Origin of the sequence: Micromonospora sp. LOL_014, from assembly GCF_048060245.1 — a bacterium.
GTDB lineage: Bacteria > Actinomycetota > Actinomycetes > Mycobacteriales > Micromonosporaceae > Micromonospora_E.
Genome location: NZ_JBHMIP010000020.1, coordinates 13,544 through 38,692, shown reverse-complemented (window position 1 = coordinate 38,692; position 25,149 = coordinate 13,544). Strand labels below are relative to the sequence as shown.

The 25,149-nt window shown below is 69.1% G+C and carries 20 protein-coding genes; 10 read left to right on the top strand and 10 right to left on the bottom strand.

The window, feature by feature from the left end; all coding sequences use genetic code 11:
- Window positions 1–36 precede the first annotated feature (36 nt).
- Together ACFHW1_RS18315 and ACFHW1_RS18310 are read left to right on the top strand one after the other, a co-directional pair.
- Entirely contained in the window at window positions 37–984 is a 948-nt protein-coding gene (locus ACFHW1_RS18315; RefSeq protein WP_416615804.1) for a type 1 glutamine amidotransferase, read from the top strand.
- Complete coding sequence (locus ACFHW1_RS18310) at window positions 981–1,595, top strand: hypothetical protein (RefSeq protein ID WP_416615802.1); 615 nt, start codon at window positions 981–983, stop codon at window positions 1,593–1,595. Before ACFHW1_RS18315 ends, ACFHW1_RS18310 begins: the two co-directional genes overlap by 4 nt.
- A gap of 112 nt (window positions 1,596–1,707) precedes the next feature.
- On the opposite strand, the gene ACFHW1_RS18305 is transcribed toward ACFHW1_RS18310, so the two are convergent.
- From ACFHW1_RS18305 to ACFHW1_RS18295, 3 genes are all read right to left on the bottom strand, one after another.
- On the bottom strand, window positions 1,708–4,014 hold the full coding sequence (locus ACFHW1_RS18305) for a HelD family protein (protein WP_416615801.1): 2,307 nt from the start codon (window positions 4,012–4,014) through the stop codon (window positions 1,708–1,710).
- 177 nt (window positions 4,015–4,191) lie between these two features.
- Window positions 4,192–4,566, bottom strand: coding sequence for a hypothetical protein (locus tag ACFHW1_RS18300; RefSeq protein ID WP_416615799.1), 375 nt, complete (start codon window positions 4,564–4,566; stop codon window positions 4,192–4,194).
- Window positions 4,563–6,974, bottom strand: coding sequence for an AAA family ATPase (locus ACFHW1_RS18295; RefSeq protein ID WP_416615797.1), 2,412 nt, complete (start codon window positions 6,972–6,974; stop codon window positions 4,563–4,565). Before ACFHW1_RS18295 ends, ACFHW1_RS18300 begins: the two co-directional genes overlap by 4 nt.
- Before the next feature lie 151 nt (window positions 6,975–7,125).
- Here ACFHW1_RS18295 and ACFHW1_RS18290 point away from each other — a divergent pair, with 151 nt between their 5' ends.
- From ACFHW1_RS18290 to ACFHW1_RS18275, 4 genes are read left to right on the top strand one after another with little or no spacing between them, the layout of a single operon-like run.
- Window positions 7,126–9,168: an SAM-dependent DNA methyltransferase gene (locus tag ACFHW1_RS18290; RefSeq protein ID WP_416615795.1), complete on the top strand. Its 2,043-nt coding sequence runs from the start codon at window positions 7,126–7,128 to the stop codon at window positions 9,166–9,168.
- A gap of 20 nt (window positions 9,169–9,188) precedes the next feature.
- Window positions 9,189–10,805, top strand: a complete 1,617-nt coding sequence (locus ACFHW1_RS18285; protein WP_416615793.1) for an N-6 DNA methylase — start codon at window positions 9,189–9,191, stop codon at window positions 10,803–10,805.
- A complete protein-coding gene (locus ACFHW1_RS18280; protein ID WP_416615791.1) occupies window positions 10,798–11,949 on the top strand; it encodes a restriction endonuclease subunit S in 1,152 nt (383 codons plus the stop codon). The genes ACFHW1_RS18285 and ACFHW1_RS18280 overlap by 8 nt, the downstream gene beginning before the upstream one ends.
- A 31-nt stretch (window positions 11,950–11,980) precedes the next feature.
- Window positions 11,981–15,202, top strand: a complete 3,222-nt coding sequence (locus tag ACFHW1_RS18275; RefSeq protein WP_416615789.1) for a type I restriction endonuclease subunit R — start codon at window positions 11,981–11,983, stop codon at window positions 15,200–15,202.
- Between the two features lie 8 nt (window positions 15,203–15,210).
- On the opposite strand, the gene ACFHW1_RS18270 is transcribed toward ACFHW1_RS18275, so the two are convergent.
- The 3 genes from ACFHW1_RS18270 to ACFHW1_RS18260 all read right to left on the bottom strand — a co-directional run bounded on the left by ACFHW1_RS18270 (window position 15,211) and on the right by ACFHW1_RS18260 (window position 16,666).
- The gene (locus ACFHW1_RS18270; protein WP_416615787.1) at window positions 15,211–15,441 is read right to left on the bottom strand and encodes a DUF433 domain-containing protein; all 231 of its coding nucleotides are present in this window, start codon (window positions 15,439–15,441) and stop codon (window positions 15,211–15,213) included.
- 266 nt (window positions 15,442–15,707) lie between these two features.
- A complete protein-coding gene (locus ACFHW1_RS18265) occupies window positions 15,708–15,893 on the bottom strand; it encodes a DUF397 domain-containing protein (protein ID WP_416615785.1) in 186 nt (61 codons plus the stop codon).
- Window positions 15,884–16,666 (bottom strand): helix-turn-helix domain-containing protein, encoded by a 783-nt coding sequence (locus ACFHW1_RS18260; RefSeq protein WP_416615783.1) that lies wholly within the window; start codon window positions 16,664–16,666, stop codon window positions 15,884–15,886. Before ACFHW1_RS18260 ends, ACFHW1_RS18265 begins: the two co-directional genes overlap by 10 nt.
- Before the next feature lie 144 nt (window positions 16,667–16,810).
- Between ACFHW1_RS18260 and ACFHW1_RS18255 the strand changes: the two genes are divergently transcribed.
- From ACFHW1_RS18255 to ACFHW1_RS18240, 4 genes are all read left to right on the top strand, one after another.
- Window positions 16,811–16,990 carry a hypothetical protein gene (locus ACFHW1_RS18255; protein ID WP_416593771.1) on the top strand — a complete coding sequence of 60 codons (180 nt, stop codon included), beginning with the start codon at window positions 16,811–16,813 and terminating at the stop codon, window positions 16,988–16,990.
- On the top strand, window positions 16,980–17,255 hold the full coding sequence (locus tag ACFHW1_RS18250; RefSeq protein ID WP_416615781.1) for a hypothetical protein: 276 nt from the start codon (window positions 16,980–16,982) through the stop codon (window positions 17,253–17,255). Before ACFHW1_RS18255 ends, ACFHW1_RS18250 begins: the two co-directional genes overlap by 11 nt.
- Window positions 17,256–17,268: 13 nt before the next feature.
- Window positions 17,269–17,532, top strand: a complete 264-nt coding sequence (locus ACFHW1_RS18245; protein WP_416615779.1) for a hypothetical protein — start codon at window positions 17,269–17,271, stop codon at window positions 17,530–17,532.
- A gap of 175 nt (window positions 17,533–17,707) precedes the next feature.
- A complete protein-coding gene (locus tag ACFHW1_RS18240) occupies window positions 17,708–18,793 on the top strand; it encodes an alkaline phosphatase family protein (RefSeq protein ID WP_416615777.1) in 1,086 nt (361 codons plus the stop codon).
- 13 nt (window positions 18,794–18,806) lie between these two features.
- Here ACFHW1_RS18240 and ACFHW1_RS18235 read toward each other — a convergent pair whose 3' ends face one another.
- The 4 genes from ACFHW1_RS18235 to ACFHW1_RS18220 are packed head-to-tail and all read right to left on the bottom strand — an operon-like array spanning window position 18,807 to window position 25,129.
- On the bottom strand, window positions 18,807–20,042 hold the full coding sequence (locus ACFHW1_RS18235) for an MFS transporter (protein WP_416615775.1): 1,236 nt from the start codon (window positions 20,040–20,042) through the stop codon (window positions 18,807–18,809).
- A complete protein-coding gene (locus tag ACFHW1_RS18230; RefSeq protein ID WP_416615773.1) occupies window positions 20,020–21,987 on the bottom strand; it encodes a DUF4910 domain-containing protein in 1,968 nt (655 codons plus the stop codon). Before ACFHW1_RS18230 ends, ACFHW1_RS18235 begins: the two co-directional genes overlap by 23 nt.
- Window positions 21,984–23,909: an aminotransferase class I/II-fold pyridoxal phosphate-dependent enzyme gene (locus tag ACFHW1_RS18225; RefSeq protein ID WP_416615771.1), complete on the bottom strand. Its 1,926-nt coding sequence runs from the start codon at window positions 23,907–23,909 to the stop codon at window positions 21,984–21,986. The genes ACFHW1_RS18230 and ACFHW1_RS18225 overlap by 4 nt, the downstream gene beginning before the upstream one ends.
- Window positions 23,910–23,914: 5 nt before the next feature.
- Window positions 23,915–25,129 carry a hypothetical protein gene (locus ACFHW1_RS18220; protein ID WP_416568087.1) on the bottom strand — a complete coding sequence of 405 codons (1,215 nt, stop codon included), beginning with the start codon at window positions 25,127–25,129 and terminating at the stop codon, window positions 23,915–23,917.
- Between the last annotated feature and the right edge of the window lie 20 nt (window positions 25,130–25,149).

The window sequence follows — 25,149 nt, the reverse complement described above, 5'->3', positions numbered from 1 at the left end:
GCCGATGATCTCCGCCTGGGCGGTAGTCTCCGGCAGGTGCCCCACCACGCGCGCGCCGTCCACCGGGCCCGGGACCGGATCCGACTGCTCTTCGTCAACACCCAGGAACGCGCCGCGCTGACCGCCATCGGCCTCACCGGCTATCCGCAGTGGATCGCCGCCGCCACCGGGTTGGACCCGGCGCAGATCGTCACCGTCGACGTCGCCGACGGCCAGCCACTGCCCGACACCATCGAGGCCGACGCGGTCATCGGCGGCGGCTCCGGGCACTCCGCGTACGAGAAGCTGCCGTGGATCACCCGGACCAAGGAGTTCTTCCGCGCCGCCGCTCGGGCCGGCGTACCCGAGCTGCACATCTGCTGGTCGCATCAGGCCCGCGCCGAGTCGGTCGGCGGGCGGGCGGCGATCGGCGGGCACGGCCGCCGGTTCGGCGTCGACACGGTACGGCTCACCCCGGCCGGCCGGCGCGACCCGCTGTTCACCGGGCTGCCCGACGAGTTCGACCTGTTCACCTCGCACGTCGATGTGGTCGAGGAACTGCCGGCGCGGGCCGCCGAGGGGGCGGTCGTCGAGTTGGCGTACAGCCGGGTCTACCGCAACGAGGCGCTGGCCATCGGCCCGACCGTACGGACGATCCAGGCCCACCCTGAGATCACCGCGAGCATCATTTCGGCGCTGGCCCGCAGCCGACGCGGCGCCCTGGTCCGCGAAGGCTGGATCGGCCCGGACGACGCCGACCTCGAGGCCTTCACCGCCACCCTGTACGCCCGTGAGGCGCAGATCGTCGCGACCTCGCGGCGGCTGATGGCCAACTGGCTGCGGTACCACGTCCACCCGGGCATCCGGCACGACACCGCTCCGACCGGTACGCCGTCCACCGGTGCTGGTGTCGGTGTCGCCGCTGGTGCTGGTGTCGTCGCTGGTGCTGGTGCTGGTGTTGGTGCTCATGGCGGGGTGCCGGCGGCGGTCGGCGGCGTGTTGTGAGCGCCGTACTGCCAGCGGCGCGCAGCAGCGCCGAAGCACGCCTCTACGTCGAGCTGCATCCGTGCGACTGCGGTGAAACGCAGTTCGAGCCGCAGGTCGAGGTGGTCGCGCTCACCGACGGCGACCTGGCCACCCGCTACCAGGGCAGCTGTGCCGGCTGTGCCACCGCACGGGAGTTCCTGTTCCGGCTGCCCGCCGAGCCGGTGCGCCCGTCGGCCGGCGCTGCTTTCTCGTACGGTGGCCCGGAGCCGTCGCGGCTCATCGACCCCGGCGAGTGGCTTGCCGTCGCCGACCGGTACGCCGCCCTGGTCCCCGCCGACTTCGCCGCTGCCGGGCCTGCTGCTGCCGACCCGGTCACGCTCGACCCGGCACAGCAGCGGCGTGCCACGGCTGCCCTGTCCCGGGCGATCGCCGCGCTCGACGAGGCACTGAAGTTCATCCCGGCCGACGCCGACGAGATGCCGGCCGACACCATCACCAGCGACACCGGACGACGGATGCGACGACGCGAACCGGGCCGGTTCCGCCGCGACCGCCTCACCGCCCTCCGCGACACCTACACCGCCCTCCTGCCGAGCGACGACGCCAACCAGGATCGGCTAGATACGTGAACGAGTCGCTGAACGAGACTGCGTACCTGATGGCCAGCCCTGCCAACGCCCGCCGGTTGACCGTAGCCGCCATGGGACCGCAGCCGGCTCAACCATCTGACGCTCCCGTCCATCACGAAACATCCTCGGTCACGTCGCCGGCTCTCAAGGCAGCTGCGGCAGCTTCGAGAACGGCCGGCCACAGGTGCACTGGGGCGGCGGCCTTGATCCTCTCGACGACGTCGTTGGTGATCAGGGCGACGACACGCCGCTGAAGTTCCATGGCCTCGACGCTGACCGCACCGTCGACCAATTTCGTGCGGGCCCGCGAATCCTGCCGTTCAGCCGTGGCCTGCTCCGATATCGCTGAGGATTCCGGCCGCAGTTTCGGTTCCGGCTTCGGCGAGAGCGTTGCCGGTTCCGGTTCCGGTGACACCGCCGGCTCTGGCTCGATATCGACCACGTCCAGTCGCTGAGTGGTGCGGGTAAGCGCGATGTAGAGCAGCCGGTCCCCACGTTCGTGGCCAAGCGCGATCGTCGCTGGGTCGAGAACGATGACAGCGTCGAACTCCAGGCCTTTCGAGCCTTCCGGGCTGACTACCGTTACCGGCAGACCAAGCTCACCACGATCAGCGTCGCTCCAGCCGATATTGGCACGGACGAGCTCCGTTTCGACTGCTGAACGCCGCGACCTCGGGCAGATCACCCCTACGGACATTCCGTCGTCACGATGGCGACGCACCTGCGCCACTACGTGTCGCGCAGCCTCCTTCGCAGGGACCAGCCACTCCCGAGGATCCTCGTCGCCGTCGCGTACCGGATGCGGATGCTCGATGCCAGGGGCCATCTCCGGTGCACGGTGGGCGGCCAGCTCGTGTACCTGGCGAGGCACCCGATAGCCGAAACGAAGTGGGTACCGGGCCACCGGCAGGTCCATCGGGAGGTGCTGGAGAAGATCGTCCCAGTCGTCTCTGGCCCACAAGCCGGTGGACTGCGCGATGTCACCCACCACGGTCATCGAACCGTTCGAACGACGGGCGAGCGCCCGCAGTTGCATCGGCGACAGATCTTGCGCTTCGTCGACCACGATGTGTTGATACCGCAGAGGCATTCCGTTGATGATCGCGTCTGCTTCGTCGAGGAGTGGAATATCTGCCGCCGTCCACTCTTCCCTGTCTACGACTTGCGGCTTTCGGGAGAGCAGGGTTGCTTCGCCCTCGTTGAACAAGTCCTGACGAATCTTCTTAATACCTTCACTGGTGCCCAGTACCCGCTGAACCAGAGCTGCTGGCGACACCGGCGGGATGATCCGGTCCGTCAGGGAGGCGGCAGCCTTTGGCTTCGGCCAGCGGACTTTCGCTCTTTCCTTGACCATCGCGGTGTCCTGGAACCAGTTCCGGAGGCGCATCCGCCGTTGATTATACGTGCCGCCAGCGTCCCATGCACTGCGAACCGCAGAAACAACATCCGCACCGTCGAGCGAGTAAACCACTTTATCCGATCGCACCACCCAAGGCGCCGACGGAGAAGGGATCTTCAAACCCAAACTGAGCGCACGATCCAGCAACTCCGCCATCCGGGAATCGCCCTTTAGTGCCGCCACATCATCGGCCTCATGGCCACGAATCCTCAGAGGCTTCCGCGCATCAGGACGCAAGTCACCGATCGACCGATGTTCAACCTGGTCGCCAAGCCCAGGCAGCAGCGCACCGATGTACTGCACGAAGGTGCGGCTTGGCCCGACCACAAGAACCGAGTCGGGCTTCAACTCACTGCCATGGTTGAAAAGTAGCCAGGAAATTCTGTGCAGCGCGACCGCAGTTTTTCCGGTACCCGGTCCACCCTGAATGACGGTCAGTTGCCGCAACGGCGCCTTGATCACTTCATACTGTGCGGCTTGGATAGTTGCGACGATACTGCGCAACTCCCCGGTGCGCGCGGTACGCAACTCGGCGAGCAGCGCATCACTCAGCTCCGGATGCTTCGATTTATCCTCAACAACATTCGAAGCACTGCGCGCCGCCGAGAAGGCGACATCGTCGAAATTCTGAATACTGTTCCCGTCGCACTGAAAGGTGCGCTTACGACTTACATCGAGGGAGTTATCTACCGTCGCCTCATAATACGGGGCGGCCAGCTTTGCTTTCCAGCTGATCACGAGGACCTGACCGGCCGAATCGCGAATGAGGTCATGTCCGATATAGAATGTTTCGGCGTCAACCATGTCGAGGCGCCCGAATGCCACCTGCTCCGTCGACTCGGCCATCGCCTCGAGACGAGCGCGGGAGTACCGGGACGACCATACCGCCGCGCCCTTGTTCACCGCGACACCCGGGACATCTGGCACGACGGCACGGCGCCGCTCCCGTTCCACAGCCGCTACATCGAAGTACTCCTGCTCAGCCGCCAACTCAAGGCCAACTGCCTCGTTCGTCGTCAATTCAACACCCTCCGCCAGGTCCGTTTATCGGCTTACTCGATACGCGGCTAGCCAGAAACGTCGATCCTATCGCGACAGCTATGACATGAGCCCTGGCCGTTCGGTGGAACATACGGTCCACCAACAAGTCCATCCAGCCACGTCAGCACCGATAACCCGGCAACCGCGCTTCCGCTTTCAGGGCTTCGATGACTCCGAGTGGTCCAGGAGCGCGACGATTTCGAGCAGCTCGGCCCGGTGTCGCGTCAGCTCGACGGCGGTGACGCCGAGTTCGTAGTGGTGGTGGTGTCCGGCTCGGGACAGGGCCCACCACAGGTAGCTGGCCCTTCCCGCCAGCTTAGGTCCGGCGTAGTAGGCGAGTAGGAGCAGCTTTGGCCGCTGCACCCGGATCCGCCCGATCGCCGGACAGACCCGGGCCCAGTAACGGTCCATAGCCGCCTCAAGCTCGTGCCGCAGCAGCCAGGCACATGCCCGGGGCCAGGCACCTCGGGCGCCGCGAATCACGCTGGTGAGCATCCGGTCGGCGGTGGCGAGGTAGACGGACTGGTTCATCGCAACCGCCTCACCAGATCCTTGGTGTTGTCGACCATCGTCCCGATGGACATCTCGCTCGGCACTCCGTGGACGGCGGCCGCGACTGCTTTGACTGTCCGGGTCGACTTCCGCCCGTACTCCCGGTCGAGACGCGCGAACAGGTCCTGCCGGGGCACGACACCGCCGAAGAGCCCGAGGCTGAGCACGTCCTTGACGCCGTGCGCGTCGCCGAGCCGCTCCTGGATCCGCTGGTACGACGTACCGGCCCGGTGCTGTGCGAGCCGGTAGCGGTCCATGCTGACCGCCTCGATCGCTGACCGGCAGTACCCAGCCACCATGATGTCCTTCACCTCATTCGGGATGTCCGCTTTGACGATTGCGCGTGCGTCGTCGAGGTACCGGTCGGCGGGGTCGCATGCCCGCCGTACCTCGACAATGGAGCCTTCGCGGCGGGTGACTTCGCGGATGTCGGCCTCGACGTCGAGCCGCCGCAGCGCTTCCGGTAGCCGGTCGTCGTGGGTGAACACGACGACCTGTCGGGTCAGGGCGACCTCGCGGAGCACCTCGGCGAGACCGTCGATCTTGGCGGGGTCCATGCTCTGCACTGGGTCGTCGATGATCACGAACCGGTACGGGCTGGCGTCGGCGCAGGCCCGGGGCAGAAACACCGCCAGTCCGAGGGCGTGCAACTCGCCCTGGCTCATCACCCCCAGCGCGTCGGTCTCGACCCCGTCGACGGCGACCGGGAAACGGACCTTGCGGCTGGTGTTGTTGCCGTCCATCCGCAGCTGGTGCAGCTCGACGTTGCTTTCGTGGCGCAGCTGCCGCCACACCCGGTCCGACTGCGCGGCGTAGCTGCCCAGCCGTTCGGCGCGGATCGCCTTGGCGGCCACGCCGAGTTCGTCGCGGGCCTTGTTGAGCAGCCCGAGGGTTGCCGCCTCGGCCCGGACCAGCGTGGCGGCGTCGACCCAGCGGCGGATCGCGGCACCGGGCTCACGCCAGGCGTCGTGCCGCTGGGTGAGCCAGTCGGTCGCGGCCGCCGCGAGGCTGGCATGGGCGGCGTCGAGGGCGTCCCAGGTGGCCGGGTCGTGGCCGAGCCCGGCCAGTGCGTCGCGCATCGCGGCGCACTGTGCCGGCAGGTGGGCGGCGAGCTCGTCGGCGACCGGGTCGAGCCACTTGTGGACGTCGCCGAGCAGCGTATCGGCCGTACGGCGAGCCTTCGCGTACTCGTCCTGGGCTACGCTGGCGGCTGCGGCGACGGCCGCCAGCCGCGCCACCTCCGACTCTGCCTCCTGCCGCCAGCCGTGGTCGAGGGTCCCTTGCCGGCAGACCGGGCAGGGCCGGTCGCCGCCGTCGCGGTGCATCTCCAGGGCGCCGCGCAGCAGTTCGGCGGCCCGGTGGGCCATGCCGCTGTCGGTGGCGGCTGCTTCCTTCGCGGCCCAGTGCTCCTCGACCAGGGTGACGAGGATGTGTCGACCGTCGGGCAGCTTCTCTTCGGTGAGCCGCCGGGCTGCGGCGGCGGCTACCGCTTCCGAGGCGGCGACCTCGTCGCTGGCCAGCGCGCCCAGCCCGGTCAGGTCGGCCCGCCCGGCCCGCGTTCCGAGGGCGAGCAGGGCGTCCCGGGCGCGTTCGTCGTCGACCTGTGCGAGCTGGGCACGGAGCTGGGCGAAGTCGGCCTTGAGCGCTTTGGCGCGGTCATCGTAGAGCTTCCGTTCGCGCTGCAGGCGGGCGTCGGCGGCGGCCAGCGGGGCGAGGCCGAGGATCGGTGCGATGGCGTCGTACAGCTCGGTGGGCCTGGCGGTGATGACGCGTTCGAGGTCCCGCGCGGAGAGGAACGGCCGGTACCGGTCGGCCTGGCTGATCCACTCCGGCAGCTGACCGGGGGACATCGCGGCGTCGCCCTGGGTCGTCGTGACGGTGGCAGAGGCCAGGTCGGTGGTGCCTGCCGGCCAGGTGCGGTTGATTGTCACCGGTTCGCCGGTGTCCAGCCGCATCGTGAGACGGATCTCGGGTGCGCCGTTGTGGTGCAGGTTGCGCCAGCCGTCGCGGAAGGCTTGCGGTCGCTGCGCCCAGCGTAGGGAGTCCTCGGTGAGCGTGAACTCGACGGCTTCGGCGAAGCTGGACTTGCCGGAGCCGTTGCGGCCGATGAACACGGTCAGCCCGGTCTTGGGCACGAGCCCGACCGTGGCGGGCTGGCCGACGCCGCGGAAGCCGGCGACCCGGATCTCTTCCAGGAAGGCCTGCGGGCGGCCGCCGTCGACCTCCCCCGCTTCGGGCTGTACGGCGAAGGCGTCGCCCCGCAAGACGGCGTCGAGTGGCTCGTCGCCCTGGAACGCGGCGAGGACCAGGCCGTTCACCTTGTCTGGCACCTCGCGCTGCTGAAGCCGGTCGGCGAGCTCCTGGTAGAGCGTGAGCGTGTCGTTCATCAGACCCCCTGATGTCGTTGGTCCATCAAGGAGACCGCACCCGGAGGCCTTAGCATGTGCAAGGGGCTGTTATCCCGGGATAACAAGAATTGCCCCACATCGAAACATGAGAGACTCGTACAGTTGGCACCGCAGCAGAGGAGGTGAAGCTATGGAGCAGACGGCGGTGATGTCGCAGCGCGAGATCGCGCAGCTGGCCCGGGTCAGCAAGCCCGCGATCATGAACTGGCGCCGCCGGCACCCTGGCTTCCCGACGCCCGTCTCCGGCAGCGACGAGCAGCCGCTCTTCCCCGCCGACGCTGTCCTCGCCTGGCTGCTGCACACCGGGCTCGGCAACGCCGACCCGGAGACGCTGCGCGCCGAACAGACGCTGCACACGCTGACGGCGTACGCCCGACGGCATGGCGGCCGACGCACGGTCGCTGTCCTGAGCGCCGCGCTCTGCCTGCGCCACCTCGCCGACCGGGAGCTGCCCGCCGATCCGCTGCCGCTGGCCCGCCGCCTCGACCCCGATGACGAGTTCCTGCTCCGCGAGCTGGCCGCCGCGCCTGCGCCTGCCGAGCTGCCCCAGCTGGTCGAGCAGCTGATCGAGGGCGCGTACGACGCCGGGCACGCCTGCCGGCTCCTGATCGGCTCCGCCAACCGTTTCGGCTGGCCGGAGCTGGTGGCGGACGCGCTCACTCCGCAGCTGGTCGCGCTGATCCGTCAGGTCGCCGACGTGCCGGGCAGATTGCGCAGCGGCCGCGCTGTCACCATCGCCGACGGCAACGCCGGCACCGGTGACCTGCTGACGGCGTTGCTGAGCGACGACGAGGACCGCGACCACCTGCAGCTCGTCGCGTCCGTCGCCGACGATGGGCTCGTCCGCCTGGTACGCCGGCAGTTGCTGCTGGCACGGCTGGACGAGTTCCAGTTCGACGTGACTGCCGACGGGTTGCGCGAGGAGTTCGCCGACCCGGATCTGATCGTCACCCGGCTCCCGTACCGGCCCGCCGAGACCCGCGACGCTCTCGCCGACCTCGATCGGGTCGAGGCGATCGCCGACCTGCTCGGTCCGGGCCGCACCGCCATCGTCGTCGGCCCCGCCAGCAGCCTCGTCGACGAGCTGCGGGACGGGGTGGCGGTGATGCGTCGCACGGCGCTGCTGAGCGGCGGCATGGTCGAGGCGGTCGTACGGCTGCCCGGCGGCGTCTACCCGGCGCGGCCCGGCTATCCGGCGGCGCTGTGGGTGTTGACCCGCGATCCGGTCTCCACCGTCAAGGGCCGGCTGCTGCTGGCCGACCTCAGCGGTGCCACGTTCGATCAGCGCACTGTGGACGCCGCCGCCGAGGACATCACCCTGTGGCGTACGGAGGGTTACCGCAGCGACGGCCACGACCCGTGGACCGGCCGGATCGTCCCGTTGGCAAGCCTCGACCTGCGTCGGGGTGCGGCGCTGCGGCCGCCGGGTCCGGCGTTGGTCACCCTGCGGGCCCGGCTGGCCGCCGACCGGCCGGCGCTGATCGGCGAGGTCGAGCGCCGTCTCTCCGACGAGGAGCAGACCTTCATCCAGTACGCGGAGGAGCACGGCCCGCTGGTCACCGGCGCGGCCCAACGTGACGGCAGCCGGCCGAAGGAGCTGTCCCTCGACGCGCTGCGCAGGGCTCGCCGGGTCCGCCAGCTCACCGGGCACCGGCTGTCGCCGGAGCACATCGGACGCCGGGGCCACCACCGGGTGCTCGGCCCGGCGGAGGTGCTCGCCGGGTCATCGTCCCGTTGGCTGGACCGGCTCACCCTCGCTGCGGAGTATCCGCAGGTCGCGCTCACCGAGCCGGGTGATTTGGTGGTGACCACCAAACCCCGGTTCGGGGTCTTGGTGGACGATGACGGCTTCTCGGTGATCGAGCACCCGGCCGCCGGCCTGCGGGTCGCCGCCGGTGACCCGCTCACCCCGCGCGTCCTGGCGGCGCTGCTGGGCACGGCCCGCAACACCACGCGCAGCCCGGGGGCGGTGCGCGGCCCACGGCTGGGCGACGCCACGATCCCCGACCTAGCCGCCGACGAGATCGCCCGCTTGGATGACGTGCTGCGCCGATTGGCCGAGCGTGAACGCCTCCTGCGGCGGCAGGCAGGTCTTTTGGCCGAGGTACGCGAACTCGCCGTGACCGGCTTCGCCGACGGCACCCTGACGACTCTGTACGGTACGAACTTCTGACCGAGAGAACGGAACACACAGTGCCCCCACGCAAACGCGCCACCGGGCAGGGCGAACTGCCCGGCATGTCCAGCACCAAGCAGATCCAGGACATTCTGTGGAAGGCCGCCGACAAGCTGCGCGGATCGATGGACGCCGCGCAGTACAAGGAGTTCGTCCTCGGCCTGGTCTTCCTCAAGTACGTGTCGGATGCGTTCGCCGAGCGCCGTGACCAGATCGCGGAGAGCCTGGCCGACATCCCGGAGAGCCGCCGCGCCGCCTTCCTCGACGACCGTGACGAGTACACCAGCGCGAACGTCTTCTGGGTGCCGGAGAACGCCCGCTGGGACTACCTGGTGGAGAACGCGCCGTCCGGGGTCGGCAAGCTGCTCGACGACGCCATGGACGCGATCATGCGGGAGAACCGGGCGCTGACCGGCGTACTGCCGAAGATCTTCAACCGGGACAACGTCGACCAGAAGCGGTTGAAGGAGCTGGTCGACCTGATCAGCGACGCCCGCTTCACCGGCCACGGCGAGCGCAAGGCACAGGACGTGCTCGGCGAGGTGTACGAGTATTTCCTGGAGCGGTTCGCCCGCGCCGAAGGTAAGCGGGCCGGCGAGTTCTACACCCCGTCGAGTGTGGTCCGGGTCCTCGTCGAGGTGCTGGAGCCCTATGAGGGCCGGGTCTACGACCCGTGCTGCGGCTCGGGCGGCATGTTCGTGCAGTCGAAGAAGTTCGTCGAGGCCCGCGCCGGCCGCGACCACACTCACGACATCGCCATCTACGGCCAGGAGGCGAACGAGCGCACCTGGCGGCTGTCGAAGATGAACCTCGCCATCCACGGCATGGACCCGGTCGGCACCGGCGACCGGTGGGCCGACACGTTCGCCGACGACAAACACCCGGACATGCGGGCCGATTTCATCATGGCCAATCCGCCGTTCAACATGAGCGACTGGGCCCGCCGCGAATCCGACCCGCGTTGGCGTTACGGCGTGCCACCGCAGAGCAACGCCAACTACGCCTGGCTGCAGCACATCGTCTACAAGCTCGGCGACCGGGGCAGCGCCGGCATCGTCCTGGCCAACGGCTCGATGTCGTCGAAGCAGTCCGGCGAGGGCGAGATCCGCCGCGCGATGGTCGAGGCGGGCCTGGTGGCCTGCATGGTCGCCCTGCCGCCGAACCTGTTCCGCACCACCGCGATCCCCGCCTGTCTGTGGTTCCTGACCAAGGACAAGACCCCGCAGGGGGCGAAGGCGCTGGCCGACCGGCGCGGCGAGATCCTCTTCATCGACGCCCGCGCGCTCGGCACCATGGTCGACCGCACCGAGCGCATCCTCACCGACGACGACATCGCCAAGATCGCCGACACGTATCACGCCTGGCGCGGCACCAAGTCGGCCAGGACCAAAGACCAGAAGTACGCGGACGTGCCCGGCTTCTGCTACTCGGCAACCGTCGACGAGGTAGCCGCCCACGACTACGTGCTCACCCCAGGGCGTTACGTAGGGGCCGCCGAAGCCGAAGAGGACCCGGACGCCGAACCACTAGCCGACCGCATCGAACGCCTCACCAAGGAGCTGTACGCCCACTTCGACGAGTCCACCCGCCTCGAAACCGTCGTCCGCACCCAACTCGGGAGACTCGATGTCTGAGTGGCGGACGTATACCGTCGGCGATATTGCAGAGGTTTTCGACGGACCTCACGCGACTCCCAAAAAGACCGATTCCGGACCATGGTTTCTCAGCATCTCCAGCCTGGATTCTGGCCGCCTAAAACTGTCTGAATCAGCACATATATCAGAAGAGGATTTTGAACGCTGGACCAGAAGAGTGACACCCACCGCAGGCGACGTCCTATTCTCGTATGAGACCAGGCTAGGCGAGGCGGCACTTATGCCAGATGGCATCAGAGCCGCTCTCGGGCGCCGCATGGGATTACTGCGCCCCCACCTCGAACTAGTCGAGCAAAAATTTCTCCTACTAGCCTATCTCTCGCCGGAATTCCAACAGGTAATACACGAACGTAGGATTTCCGGGGCAACCGTAGACCGAATTCCCCTAGTTGAGCTTCCACGCTGGCCTATCCGAATTCCCGATCTCGCGACCCAGAAACGAATCTCTGCCACCCTCGGGACACTGGACGACAAGATTGCGGTCAACGACCGCGTCACCCGGACCGCCTGGGAGTTAATGAAGTCACACTATGAGAAAGCCCTTCTGACAGAAACGCGCCACGCCACGCTAGGAGACGTTGCCGCTTTCTCCAACAACCGACGGGTTCCCTTGTCAAGCAGAGAGCGTGAAGCCCGGATCGGACCATACCCATACTATGGAGCAGCCGGAGTAGTGGGCTACGTGGACGCGTTCATCTTCAGCGGCCCACATCTTCTGGTCGGAGAAGACGGTAGCGTAATTACGCCAGAAGGCCGTCCAGTGACCCAGTATGCCTGGGGCGACTTCTGGGTCAACAACCATGCGCATGTCTTGACCGGAACGACTATATCGACAGAACTTCTGTCAATCGCGCTAACGTTCACCAATGTGGCTTCGCTGATCACCGGCGCGGTCCAACCGAAGCTCAGCATGTCGAACCTACGCCGGCTAGAGGTACCGCTTCCAAACATAGAAGCGATAGCGCGCTTGGAGCCGGTATCTGACGCGATACAACAGCTAGTCCGCTCCAAGACTGAAGAATCACGGCGCCTAGCCGCGCTGCGGGATGTGTTGTTGCCGGAGTTGATGTCGGGGCGGTTGCGGGTCAAGGACGCCGAGAAGGTCGTCGAAGAAGCGGTTTAGGTAAGAAGAGACTCTGGGGAGGGGTCGCGTAATGGGGTTGGATTGGCGGATGGGCGAGGCGGACTGGGAGTCGCACGCGCTGGAGCAGCTCGGGGAGCTCGGTTGGGAAGCCGGTGCCGGCAAGGACTTCGCGCTCGGTTCGGGGCAGCGTCAGTCCTGGGCAGACCTGGTGCTGGTCGAGGACCTGCGGGCAGCGATCGAGCGCCTCAACCCCGCGCTGCCGCAGGGGGCGGTGGCCGACGCTGTGCGGGCCGCCACCGACGCGGCCTCGCGGGAGGCGTTCGCCGAAAACCGGGCAGCGCACGAGCGGCTGGTCAACGGCATCCGGTCGATCGTCTACACCGACTCGTTCGGTGCCGAGCACAATCCGACCGTACAACTGGTTGATTTGCATGACCCCGACCGCAACATTTTCCGGGCGATCAGCCAGGTCCTGGTCATCGACGGCGACTTCCGACGCCGCTTCGACATCGTGCTCTACGTCAACGGCCTGCCGGTCGCCATGGTGGAGTTGAAGAACGCCGTCGACGAGGATGCCACCCTGCCCGGCGCGCACGCCCAGCTTCAGACGTACCGCGCGGAGTTCCCGTTGGCGTTCCGGCACGCCGTGCTGTGCCTGATCTCCGACGGGATCACCGCGAAGTACGGCACACCGTTCACCGCCTACGAGCATTTCGCGCCGTGGAACATCGACGACGAAGGCGAACGGGTCGACACCAGCTCACCGGAGTACGACGGCCCGGAGGCGTTGACCGTCGCCCTGCACGGCCTGTTCAACCAGCGGCGCTTCCTGGAGCTGGCCGCCGGGTTCGTCAACTTCACCTCCGACACGAAGCGGATCGCCAAGCCGCACCAGCACTTCGCGGTCATCCGGGCCGTCGACTGCATCGTGCATGCGTCGCAGAGCGACGGGAAGGCCGGCGTCGTCTGGCACACCCAGGGCTCCGGCAAGTCGGAGGAAATGGTCTGCACGGCGGCGATGACCGCCCGGCACCCGGCCCTGAAGAACCCGACGATCGTGGTGCTCACCGACCGTACCGACCTCGACGATCAGCTCTTCGGCACGTTCCAGGAGAGCCAGATGCTGCTCGGCCAGGAGCCGGTCCAGGTCGACACCCGCGCCGCGCTGCGGGACGAGCTGTCCAACCGCAACGCCGGCGGCATCATCTTCACGACGTTGCAGAAGTTCGGGCGTACAAAGGAGGAACGGGAGGCCGGGAGGTCACATCCGCTCCTTTCCGACCGCCGCAACATCCTGGTGATCGTCGACGAGGCGCACCGCAGCCACTACGACACCCTCGACGGCTACGCCCGGCACCTGCGCGACGCGCTGCCGCACGCGACGTTCATCGCCTTCACCGGCACCCCGATCTCCACCGACCAGGTCAACACCCGCGCCATCTTCGGCGACTACATCGACGTGTACGACCTCAAGCGGGCCGTCGACGACGAGGCGACCGTGCGGGTCTACCACGAGCCGCGGATCATCCCGGTGTCGCTGCCACCGGGCATCGACCCCGACAGCATCGACGAGGAGGTGGAGAAACTCACCGCCAGCCTCGACGACGCGGAGCGGCGCAAAGCCGAAGCCAAGGTGGCGACGCTCACCACTGTCTACGGCGCCCCGGACCGGGTCGAAACCCTCGCGAAGGACCTGGTCGAGCACTGGGGGGAGCGCCGCGAGCTGATGCGGCCGCAGCTCGGCGGGCCGGGCAAGGCGATGCTGGTCTGCGCGACCCGGGAAATCTGCGTCCGGGTCTTCGACGCCATCAAGGAGCTGCGGCCCGACTGGGTCGACCCGGCCGTCGACAAAGGCAAAATGAAGATCGTCTTCCATGGGGTGCCCAGCGACAAGGAGCTGCTGCGCCCGCATCACCTGCGCCCGTCGCAGCTCAAGACCGTACAGGCTCGGGCGAAGGACCCGGACGATGAGCTGGAGCTGCTCATCGTGCATTCGATGCTGCTCACCGGCTACGACGCGCCGCCGATCCACACCATCTACATGGACCGGCCGATGCGGGGCGCCAACCTGATGCAGGCCCTGGCCCGGGTCAACCGCCGCTTCCGGGGCAAGCAGGACGGCCTGCTGGTCGGCTACGCCCCGCTGACCGAGAACCTGCGGAAGGCACTCACCGAGTACAGCCGGCGCGACCAGGAAGACCAGACCCTCGGCCGGGAAATCGACCGGGCCATCGGCGAGGTGCACAACGAGATCGCCGTCATCGAAGCGATGCTTGCCCCGGCCCCGGTGAAGTGGCGGGAGATCCGCGATAACGAAAAGGACCGGACCCGCTGGGTGCGGGCGGTGCGCAAGGTCGCCAACTTCCTGCGTGACCCGAGCACCCCCGGCAACGCCGTCGAGCCCGGCACCAAGCCGCTGCACCAGCGGTTCCGCGACTCGGCGGGCCGGCTGGAACGCTTCTACACGCTCTGCGCGACCAGCCGTGACTTCGTCGAGCGGGCCGGCGACATCCACCGCCTGCGCGACGACATCAAGTTCTTCCGGGACGTCCGGGTCTGGATCGTCAAGGAGGAGGCTGCCGACCGGGAAGCGAAAGGGCTGCCCAACACGGCCGAGGTGGAACGCTACCTCGCGCAGCTCGCGGCCCAGGTGGTCGACGCCGCCAACATCACCGACATCTACGAAGAGGCCGGGCTCGGCCGGCTCGACATCACCGACCTCAACGGGGTCGCGCTGCAACGCCTGCAAGACTCCGAAACCCCACACCTGGCGGTCTCCGCGCTGCGCCGGCTGATCGAGCAGAAGATGCGCGAGGTCACCAAACACAACGTGGTACGCCAGGAGCGCTTCTCCGCCATGCTCGAAGACCTGATGAACCGCTACATGCGCCAGCAGCTGACCAGCGCACAGTTGATCGTCGAGCTGGTCGAGCTGGCAAAGGAAGTCTCTGCGGACGCCCGGCGCGGCCAGCGGTTCGACCCGCCGCTCAACCACGCCGAGCTGGCCTTCTACGACGCCGTCGCGCAAAACGAAGCAGCTACCGAGCTGATGGGGATCGGCACCCTCGCCGAAATCGCCCGTGAGCTGGTCAAGTCGATCCAGTCGTCGATCACCGTTGACTGGTTCTCCCGCGAGCCGGTACGCGCCAAGCTGCGCAGCCACATCCGCCGCCTACTGGCCCGCTACGACTACCCGCCGGACCACGAGCGCGCCGCCGTCGACCTGGTGATCCGCCAGATGGAGACCTTCGCCGACGAGTGGGCTCCCAACGTCCAATCCGCCAATCGCTGACAGGAACCTCATGCCGCGCGGTGCAACGGCAGCTCCCGCTCCCGGACAGCCTCGGCCGCGAAGCGCAGTGCCTCCCAGACGTCATCAACGGCCAGGTCCGGCAGCTCCGAAACGATCTCGTCCGGGCTCATGCCGCCCGCGACCGTAGCCACCACCGGCGAGGCCGGGATGCGCAGCCCACGGATACAGGGTGCCCCACCCATCTGAGCGGGATTGACGGTGATCCGCTCGAAGTTCATGACGGCATCGTAATTCGTGGTGACCCAACCGCCTCCCCGCAGTCCCACCCACCGAGCCAGCGCCGCAGGATGTTCTCGACCAACTGCCAGGCCAAGGCCTTTAATGCAGGACGGCTCCCGACGAAGCTGCTGCGTCAACCGCGATTTCAAAATTGAAACTCGCGCCCGGAAGCCTCGCTGCGCCCGGCGAGCGATGCCGGAGCGCCGACCCTACCGAAGCAGGGCCGGCGCTCTCCGGCTGTCGCGCCGGGGTAGGCGTCAGGCCGTCAGTGCTGCTTGGCCAGCTCGACGAAGGAACGCCAGGCGGATGGGCCGAAAGTCAGCATCGGGCCGCTGCGGTCCTTGGTGTCCCGGACCAGGACCCGGCCGGGCAGGTTGTCAGCCACCTCAACGCAGGAGCCGGAGTCGGTGTAGGTGCTGGTGCGCCAACTAGGGGCGGTGCTCAGGTCCATTTCTCAGCCGTCCTCGTGATCAGGTCAAGGCTCTGGTGGTGCGGCAGAGCGTACCCCCGGATTGTCTCCCAGGTCCCCTCCAAGTCCGCTGTATCGTCCGGGGCCTCCACCACCCGGCCGTCCAGGTGCCCTTCCAGGTAGCCGACCGTCCGGCCGTCGACGTTCGCCAGCACGAACGGACCGTCCATCCCCGGGTAGACGCCCACTTCCGACGGCACGACCTGCACCTGGATGTTCGGCCGCTGGCAGGCTTCGACCAGTGCGGTCAACTGCTCCCGCATGATCTCGGCGCTACCCGCCCGCCGGGTCAACACGCTCTCGTCGATGACGGCGGCGAGCTGGCAGGGCTTCTCCCGCCGCAGGATGGCCTGCCGGCCCATCCGGGTGGTCAACGCGATCGCCGCCGCGTCGTCGGGCACCCGGTACGCCGAGAGCACCGCCTCGGCGTACGCCTCGGTCTGCAGCAGGCCGGGGATCAGCAGCGGCTGGAACGCCCGAATCAGCGTGGCGTTGCCTTCGTGATCGCTGAACGGCCGGAACCAGACTGGCAGGTGCTCGCCGACGACGAACTCCCGGTAGAACTTCATCAACGCGGTGCCGAACGCCTTGTCGACCGAGGCCAGATAGTCCGGCAGCGCCGGCCGCTCACCACGCTCGATGGAACCGACGTGCTTCGCCGAGAAGTGGACGCGCTCCGCCCACGACTCCTGGGTGAGCCCCAGCGACTCCCGGACCCGGCGTAGCTCCAATACCAGATACTCGCTCGCAGACATAGGTCTTCACATCCCCCAGTTCGCTCGACTTTGTCCACTGGCTACCGGGCCGCTGCCGCCTGCTTTCCGTGGCCCTCACGGCATCTTGCTCCGACAGCACCCGGAAGTCCAGGGTGGAGAACAAATCCGGATGACAAATTTTTCATGATCAGAATTGCGGCGACGGTTCAGTTGGAGGGGATGCCGATGGTGGAAATCGGGGCGTTGTTCAGCGCGGCACTACTCGGCTTCTGCGCGGGGTTGTGGTCGTTCAAGGTCAAGTCCAGGTGGTGCCCGGACTGCGGGCGTACCACGTACCCGATGGCGGAACGGCGTGACGGGTAGCCGGCTACTCGCCACGCCCGAGCCGAAACCCGGCGACGTGCTGATCATCGGCCGGCAAGCCAGCGTCCAGTTCGCCGACGACCGCGCCATCCGACTCCGGGTCATCGCCGTCGACCGCAAATGGACCTACGACGGGTGGATCTGGATCACCGGATACGTCATCGACCGGCACGGCAACGCCGCAGAACGGCGGGAGATCTTCGTCCAGCGCCACGGACTCTACCGACTGCCCCGGCGCACGGAAACCCGACCACCGACCAAATGATCAAGGGAGAGAAATGATCACCGAAATGCTACGTGACTGGTGGCTACGCTGGCTCGACTGGCGCTCCGGCCGGTCCACAGCCTCCCACCGGCTGCACCACCTGCGACGCGAGCTGCACCAACAACGGCAGACGGCATCGGCCCGTCACCGCCGACTCGACGGCAACCGGGGACACCACTGGTCCACCGAGGCGACCGAACTGGTCCCGACCCTGCGCCCGTTGATGACCTACGGTCAGCAACTCGGCTACCGGGTCGTCCTGCACGGCTCACCCTGACCGGCCCCCGCCCCCTACACCCGCCGAGCCGGGATCATCAAGATCATGTGAGGCTGAGATACCTTTCGACCGGCGGATAAGGTATCTCAGCCTCACATGGTGGCGTCGGTGCCGGCCAGCCTGGCGGCGGCGGTGGCGCCGGTGATCCACAATGCCGGGGAGGAGGAAAAGGTCTGTGCCGTCGGCCACGTACACCTCCTTGGCGGACATTCCCGACGTCGTCTGCGACGAACTGTCCCGGGCACGCCGTGGGGTGATCATGCTTGCCGTTGACGGGTTGTCATACGACGCGGCGCTGGCGGCAGGCTGGCGGGCCGCCGAGCTGACCCAGTTGGCCAGCACGTTTCCGAGCACGTCGACGACCGCTTGGCTGACCGCCATGACCGGAGTCGGGCCGGCGCAGCACGGCGTACCCGGGATGGTCTACCGCGTCCCCGGCCGTGGCACTCTGGTGTACGCCGTCACCGGCCAGGTGTTGGCGCAGGGGCCGGCCGACCCGGGCGGCGACCCCAGACTCGTGATCGAGCACCCGACCATCTTCGACCGGGCCGCAGGCGACGGCGTGCAGTGCCGCGCGGTGGCCCGGGAGATCGCCCACCTACCCGGCCCATGGGCGCAGGCGCTGCTCCGGGGCGCGACCGTCGTCCCGGCTGCACCGTCGGAGACGCTCGCCCGGCATGCCCGCGACCCAGCGTTGCTGGTTGACGCCGCGATGAAAGAAGTCGACGAGCAGATCGGCGGGCAGGCCGGCGACGTGCGGCGGCGGCAGCCGATGCTCCTGTGGACCTACATCAACCTCGACGACTACCTGCACCGCCACGGCTACAACGAACGAGCCGTGGCGGCCATGGCTGAGCTGGGCAGCCGGGCAGCCCGGTGGGCGCAGGCCGGCTGGACGGTCATCGGCCACTCGGACCACGGCCAGGTCCGGTGCACCCCGGACGAGGACCTGGTGCGGGCATGGTCTGCTCTGGACGATCCGGCACGGCGGTTGCTCCCGGCCGGCGGGGCGGGCCGGGTCCGGTGGCTGTACCCGGCCCCCGGCGACGAAGGCGAGTTTGGCGGCCGACTCGCTGCGGCGCTCGGCTCCTCGGCCCGGATCGTGGCCACGGACGAAGCACTGCGGGACCGGGTAGGCCCGGTGATCGCAGTCGCCACGGACGGGCGCTTCCCCGTGCCGGACCCCAGTCTGAGCTGGGAGCACGGCGCCGACTCGGCCGACGAGACGGTGGTGCCGCTGGCGATCTGGCGGGGCCGCTAAGACTGCCGTGCCGCTAGGAGGCGGTGCCGACGGGCGAGACGTCAGCCGGCCGCTCCGGCCGTGTCTGGGCCCGGAACGGCAGCAGCGCGGCCCCCACCAGGATGAAGACTGCGGCGACCGCGAAGTAGATCGGCCGGTAGCCGACTGTGCCGACGACCAGGGTGCCGACGCCGATGCATACGGCGTACGGCGTATTGATGATCGCCTCAGACGCGACGATCGCGCGGCCCTGCAGCTCGGCGGAGGTGCGCCGCTGCACCAGGGTCACCTCGGCGACGAGAATCAGCGGCAACCCCAACCCGACCAGGACCGCCCCGGCTGCGACTCCGGTCAGGGTGGCGGTGCTGGCCGCCGCCAGGCCGACCCCGTTGAGCAGGAAGCCGGCGCAGGCCACGGTGTACTCGCCGTAGCGGCGCATCGCGGGACCGACCAGGAGACCGGCGACGACGCTGCCGGCGCCCTGGACGCCCCCGAGGATCCCGATGATGGCGGTCGGACGCTGCAGCCCGTCGCTGACGAGCGAGAACAGAGCCACGTTGATCATGCCGGCACCGCCGAACGCGACCGCGCTGGCGACGACGATCCGCCGGATGACCGGATGGCGGGCCACGTGCCGGGCCCCGGCGACGACCTCGGTCGCCAGCGAGCCCCGCTGCGTGGCGTCGGCCGACCGGACCAGATCCCGGGGCCGGCGCAGCAGCACCAGCGACGCGACGGACAGGGCGAACGTCGCGGCGTCCACCAGGATGACCGCCTCTATACCGCTGGCGGTGTAGAGCGCGGCCCCGACGACCGGCCCGATCACCCGCATCCCCTGACTGAGACTGCTGAGTACGCCGTTGGCGTTGCCGAGGCTGTCGTCGGGCAGCATCGAGTGCAGCAGTCCGCCACGGGAAGCCCGGTAGATCTGCCCGGAGCAGCCGTACAGGAAAGTGACGACGTACACCAGCCACAGGTCGGCCGTGTCGTCCACTGTCAGCAGTGCCAGGATCAGGACCGCCATCGTCCCGTCGTTGACCGTCATCAGCCACCGGCGCGGCAGCCGGTCCACCAGCAGACCGGTCAACGGCGACAGCAGTACGGCGATCGCCATGAGCAGGAAGACCAGGCCGGCGGCGCTGGTGGATCCGGTGAGGTCCTTCATCCAGATCGCCAACACGATGACCATCATCGTGCTGCCGAACATGTTGAACGCCTGACCGGCAAGGAGCAGCCGCATGTTGCGGTCACGCAGGATGACGGGTCGCATCGATCTCCTCAGCCGCGTCGAGATCCTCAGGATCGGGCACCGGGACGACCCAGCCGGCCCGGTGCAGCATGTCGAAGACCCGGTCGGCGAACGCCACCGAGATGGGGAGTTCGCCGGCCAGCGCCGCCCACCAGGCCGCGCTGCGGCGGCCACGCCGGCCGTCGACGGCCCGCAGCAGCGTGAGCACCCGGGCGTGGCTGCCACCCCGGTCCTCAGCCAGGCGTTCGGCCAGCCAGGCGCGATCGGCGGCGGTGGCGGCCAGTGCCCGGGGATTGACCGGGCCGAGCGCGGCGCGGGCCAGCACCGGACCCGACGCCTCGTCGTCGGCCGACGGCTCGACGCACGGCGCGCGGTCGACAGCGGTGGCGGACACGTCGGCCAGCCAGCGCGCCGTACGGACGATCTCCCCGGCCGGCACACCGGCGTACGTCAGCGTGCTGACACATCTGCCGACGATCTCGCTGCGGTGGGCCACCCGCCGGACCGACGCGGCGTCGCCGGCCGGGTCCAGCACCGGGCTGCCGTCGTCACGGTACGGGAACGGTGCCGGCGGACGCTGCCGGCCGGGCAGCGCCGCCAGGATGTGCCCGGCGGCCCAGCCGGCACACGCGTCGGCGACGTCGGCGGCCAACGCCGGGTCCGCGCGTCCGCGTACCGCCGCCACGGTCGACGCCGCCACCGTGACGGTGCGACGCAGCTCGGCCGGGTCGACCATGTCGAGTGTGTCAGCGGAGGTGTGGTTGGCCCGGTCCGGCCAGTGCCCGAAGGACATTGTCGGGCACCGGGTCGGCGCGTCCGAGACGAGCGCGTGGTCGGAACCTCCGGAGAACGGCGCGGTGACCGTCTGCCCCGGATCGCACGGCACCGCGCCGCTGTAGGACCGGGCCCGTGCCGGCACCAGGTCGGCGCAGCGTCCGGCCAGGGCCGGCAGAAACGACGGTACGTCGTCCGGCCCTCGCTCGATCATCAGCGAGCTGCCGCAGCGGTACGGGTCCTGCCCGGCCATGTCCACGTTGACCGCCAGGCTGGGCCGCGCCACCGTACCGCCGCCCACGAGATCGTGCAGGTACGCGGCGACACCGACGAACTCGGGCGCCCACAGAAAACGCAGATCCGGTCCGCCGACTGGCCGGGCACCGAGCAGCCGGGCGGTCGCGAGCAGCGCGGCGACGCCGGAGGCGTTGTCGTTGGCGCTGGGCCGGGGGTGGCACAGGTGCGCCGAGAGCAGGAACTCGTCGCCGCCACCGTCGCCCGGCAGGACCCCGGTCACCACCGGCATGGTGGCCGTCGACCCGGCCACCGCCACCTCGACGGTGACCGCCTCGCCCCGGTCGGCGGCCGCGCTGAGCCTGGCGAGCTGCGCGGCGGTGAGGCTGAAGCCGGCCAACACCGCACCGGGCAGCAGTTCCAGCCGGCCGACCTGGTCGGCGAAGCGGTCGGTCCGGGTGCTGAGCGGGTCTGCGGCGACCGCGACGGCGCCGCCGGCCGCCGCCCGCCGGGCGCATTCCGGAAACGGTACGCGGACGTCGTCCAGCAGCACGAGCGCGCCGGTCGGGTCGGTGCCGGCGCACATCGCCGACCAGCGCAGCAGTGGTACGGCGACGCCGCCGGCGCGGATCGGTGCCGAGTACGCCGCGAGGGTGTACGGCTGTGCCGGATAGTCGATCAGCGTCTCGCCGCCGTGCCGGAGGCTGGCCCGCACCGGGGTCCACGACATAGGGGCCTGGTAGGTCCACCACCGCCGGGCCCCGTCTGCCGGGAAGGTGTGCACGGTGACGTCGCGCAGGCCGGCGTCCGCCGCCCGCTGTGCGACGTAGCCGGCCGCTGCGTGGATCCCGGCCGAGGCCTGGTAGCGGTCGTGCCGGGCGACCTCGGCGACGTCGACCATGGCAGCGTCGACGTCGATGCCGTCGTGCACCGCCGCGACCAGCTGGGACAGTCTCATCGGCGGTCCGCCGGGGCGGGTCGGCCGCCGGCGGCCCTGGCAGCGGCGGCCGTCATCGCGGCGGTGAAGGCTGCCAGGCGGGCCTCGGACAGCGGGACCGACAGCCGCAGCAGCGCGCCCGGTGGGCCGCCCGGCTCCAGCGACGGCACCTCCTTGGCGAGCACTCCTCGGGCGGCCAGGATCCGGCGTACCCCGTCCTCACCTGGCAGGGCTAGCCACGGCAGCCGGGGGTCGGTCGGCAGTGGGGTGAGACCGGCGGCGATCAGCTGCTCCTCGACGTACGGCTTCACCTGTGCGATCCGGTCCCGCAGTGCGGCCAGCGGATCTTGCTGGGTGAGCAGCGCGGCCGCCAGGTCCAGAGCGAGTGCGCTGACCGCCAGCGGTGGCGCCACCTGCCGGACGACGTCGGCCAGGTCCGGGGCGGCGACGGCGTATCCGACCCGCAGCCCGCCGGCGCAGAACCCCTTGGACATGCTGCGGATGACGACGGTGCCGGGCAGCTCCTCGGTGAGCGGGGCGGCGCTCTGGTCGGGCGGCAGGTAGGCACCGAGCGTCTCGTCGACGACCAGCACGCTGCCGACCGTGGCGCAGGCCTGCGCGACCCGGCGCAGCTGGTCCCCGGTCCAGATCGGGCCGAGCAGGCCGGGCCGGTCGACGACGGTCAGCACCGGCCGGTGGTGGGTCACGGCGGCCACCGCGTCCGCCGGGTCGCGCAGCGACGTGGCCCGGACCTGGCCGCCGGTGGCGCCGGGCAGCTCCGGATGGCCGGCCAGGTCGACCAGGACGGTGCCGCCGTCGCCCAGCCGGGCCAGCGCGTGCAGCAGGCCGGTGGCACCGGCACCGGCGGTGACCCGTTCGGGCGGCAGGTGCCGACCCGGCGGCCAGCGCAGGTACGCGGCGACGATGGGTGCGAGCCGCTGCGCCGCGTACGGGTCGGCGAGGTCGTAGCGGCGTGCCCGCTGGATAGCGGCCGGCCCGGTGTGCAGCGACGCCCACGCGGCGGCCAGCGCGGGTTCGACCGGCCCGGCCTCGTCGGGGGCGGCGCGCAGGTCCAGGGGCTCCGGGACGTGGTCACCGGCAGGTGACGGGTCCGGTGGCGAGCCCGGTGACGGGTCTGGTGGCGTTGGCGGACGGTGACCGTCGAGTGCCGAGGCCACCACCGGTGCCGGTCGGGCGACGTACTGGACGTAGCGGGTGTCCATGGTCAGCGTGGCACCTGCGGTGAAGTCCGCGTCGGTCCGGGCCACGGCGAACCCGGCACGGGTCAGCAGGGTGCCCACCTCGGTCGGGTGGTAGAGGCGCACGTCGTCGGGGAGGACGGCGGTGGTGCCGTCCGGCCGGCGGACGTCGACCCGGCCGCTGCTGCGTCCGGTGGCCGGGTCGTAGCGGCGTTGGAAGTGGAACGCGGTGCCGCCGATGTCCGCGTGTGCCTCGTCGCGGTAGTGCCGGGCGATGGCGAGCACATTGGAATGATCGAGGATCAGCAGACCGTCGGCGGGTAGCAGGCGGCGTACCGCGCGCAGCAGGCGGAGCTGATCGGCGTCGGTTCCCCAGCCGAATGCCTGTACGCAGATAGCCGCGTCGACGTCGGGCAGCCCCCACCCGGGTGGCTGCGCGCCGAGCAGGTCCACCCGACGCAGGTCGAGGGTGACACCGGCGGCTTCGGCGGCGCTCGCGGCCCGCCGCAGCGCGTACCCGGACACGTCCACCCCGATCACGTCGAAGCCTTGCCGGGCCAGACCGATGGCGTGCCGGCCGACCCCGCAGCCCAGGTCGACCACCCGCCGGCCGGAGGCGTGGGTGGTCAGGACATCCGCAAGGTAGGCGACCTCGGCGGCGGTGCGTTCGGCCGTGTACTCGTCGTCGGCGAACGTCCAGTAGTCGGCCGTGAAGTAGCGCTCGTACCACGGGGTCGGCGGCATGCCGGTCAGGACACGGTGGTGAGTTCGCGACGGGCGAAGAAGTCGCAGACGTCGCAGAGGTCCGGTGCGTTGGCGACACCTTCCTGCTGCAGGTAGACCCCGCCGCAGACGCGGCAGGCCGCCTCCATGAAGGGGAACATGTAGCGCTGCATGTTCTCGAACGCGGAGAACATGTAGTAGTCGATGCCCGGCCACAGGTCGAGCAGATGGTCGGTCATTCCGTACGCCAGGGACCGCTCGTCGGGCCCGGTGGTGAACCGCCCCGGGGTGCCCTGTCGGTTCAGTTCCGGCGCGACCAGCTCCAGGTACAGCGTCAGTTCCTTCTTGGTGATCCGGTACAGCGGGAAGATGTACCGCAGGCCGCCGATCTGCCGGGTCGGGATGCCACCCATCCGGAATCCGCTGGTCATCCAGGTCACCATGCTGGCCAGCAGGTCGTCGGCGTTGAAGCCGAACGCCACCACCCCGGCGCCGCGCGCGTGTGCCTCCTCCTCCAGCATCCGCCGCAGCACCTGGTGGCCGATGACCATCGTCAGGTGGCTGCCCTCGTCGCTGACGATCTCGTTCATCGAGTCGACGAACGTGCCGCGTAGCCGGAACACCCGCTCGACGTCCGCCGCGGTCACGATGACCTGCTCGATCCCCAGCCGTTCGCCGGAGGCTCGGGCGGCGGCGAACGTCGCCGGCTCCTCCCAGTCGGGCAGGCCGGTGATGGTCACGGCCGTCATGTTCAGTGGGGGCAGCCGGTCCCTGGTCCGCTCCAGCAGGGTCAGATAGGCGACGCTGTCCCGCCCGCCGGACAGCCCGACGATCACGTGGTCGCCGTCGCGCATCACCTCCCGGGACAGGACACTGTCGACGAACGCCTCCTCGACATACTGGATGAAGGCGGGAGCGTCGAACTGCTCGCCCCGGACCTCGATGGCGCCCTTGTCGTCGAAAACGATGCTCTTGGTGTAAACCGGGTTGGGTACCCCGTAGACCTGCCGTTTCGGGCGGCGCATCACATTCAGATCGTAATGCCGGACCTGCCGGACTTCGATAATGTCGTCGGCGCCGACAACCGTGGTGTCCTCCGACACCACCTGCCCATCGCGCCAGCTCAACACGGAGTTGACCGGGATGCCGTTGCGGCGTAACACGTCGACCAGAGGCTGCCCCGCCGCCGCAGCCAATTCCTCGGTCGTGCCGACCTTCGTGTGGTAATAGACTGACGCCATTGTGCAACCATAGATGCCCG

Bases quoted from the DNA above. Each gene is read 5' to 3' on its own strand.
- ACFHW1_RS18230 (WP_416615773.1), bottom strand. From the start codon at position 21,987: ATGAGACTGTCCCAGCTGGTCGCGGCGGTGCACGACGGCATCGACGTC.
- ACFHW1_RS18280 (WP_416615791.1), top strand. From the start codon at position 10,798: ATGTCTGAGTGGCGGACGTATACCGTCGGCGATATTGCAGAGGTTTTC.
- ACFHW1_RS18270 (WP_416615787.1), bottom strand. From the start codon at position 15,441: ATGAACTTCGAGCGGATCACCGTCAATCCCGCTCAGATGGGTGGGGCA.
- ACFHW1_RS18295 (WP_416615797.1), bottom strand. From the start codon at position 6,974: ATGAACGACACGCTCACGCTCTACCAGGAGCTCGCCGACCGGCTTCAG.
- ACFHW1_RS18245 (WP_416615779.1), top strand. From the start codon at position 17,269: ATGATCACCGAAATGCTACGTGACTGGTGGCTACGCTGGCTCGACTGG.
- ACFHW1_RS18225 (WP_416615771.1), bottom strand. From the start codon at position 23,909: ATGCCGCCGACCCCGTGGTACGAGCGCTACTTCACGGCCGACTACTGG.
- ACFHW1_RS18275 (WP_416615789.1), top strand. From the start codon at position 11,981: ATGGGGTTGGATTGGCGGATGGGCGAGGCGGACTGGGAGTCGCACGCG.
- ACFHW1_RS18235 (WP_416615775.1), bottom strand. From the start codon at position 20,042: ATGCGACCCGTCATCCTGCGTGACCGCAACATGCGGCTGCTCCTTGCC.
- ACFHW1_RS18290 (WP_416615795.1), top strand. From the start codon at position 7,126: ATGGAGCAGACGGCGGTGATGTCGCAGCGCGAGATCGCGCAGCTGGCC.
- ACFHW1_RS18265 (WP_416615785.1), bottom strand. From the start codon at position 15,893: ATGGACCTGAGCACCGCCCCTAGTTGGCGCACCAGCACCTACACCGAC.
- ACFHW1_RS18255 (WP_416593771.1), top strand. From the start codon at position 16,811: ATGATCAGAATTGCGGCGACGGTTCAGTTGGAGGGGATGCCGATGGTG.
- ACFHW1_RS18220 (WP_416568087.1), bottom strand. From the start codon at position 25,129: ATGGCGTCAGTCTATTACCACACGAAGGTCGGCACGACCGAGGAATTG.
- ACFHW1_RS18260 (WP_416615783.1), bottom strand. From the start codon at position 16,666: ATGTCTGCGAGCGAGTATCTGGTATTGGAGCTACGCCGGGTCCGGGAG.
- ACFHW1_RS18300 (WP_416615799.1), bottom strand. From the start codon at position 4,566: ATGAACCAGTCCGTCTACCTCGCCACCGCCGACCGGATGCTCACCAGC.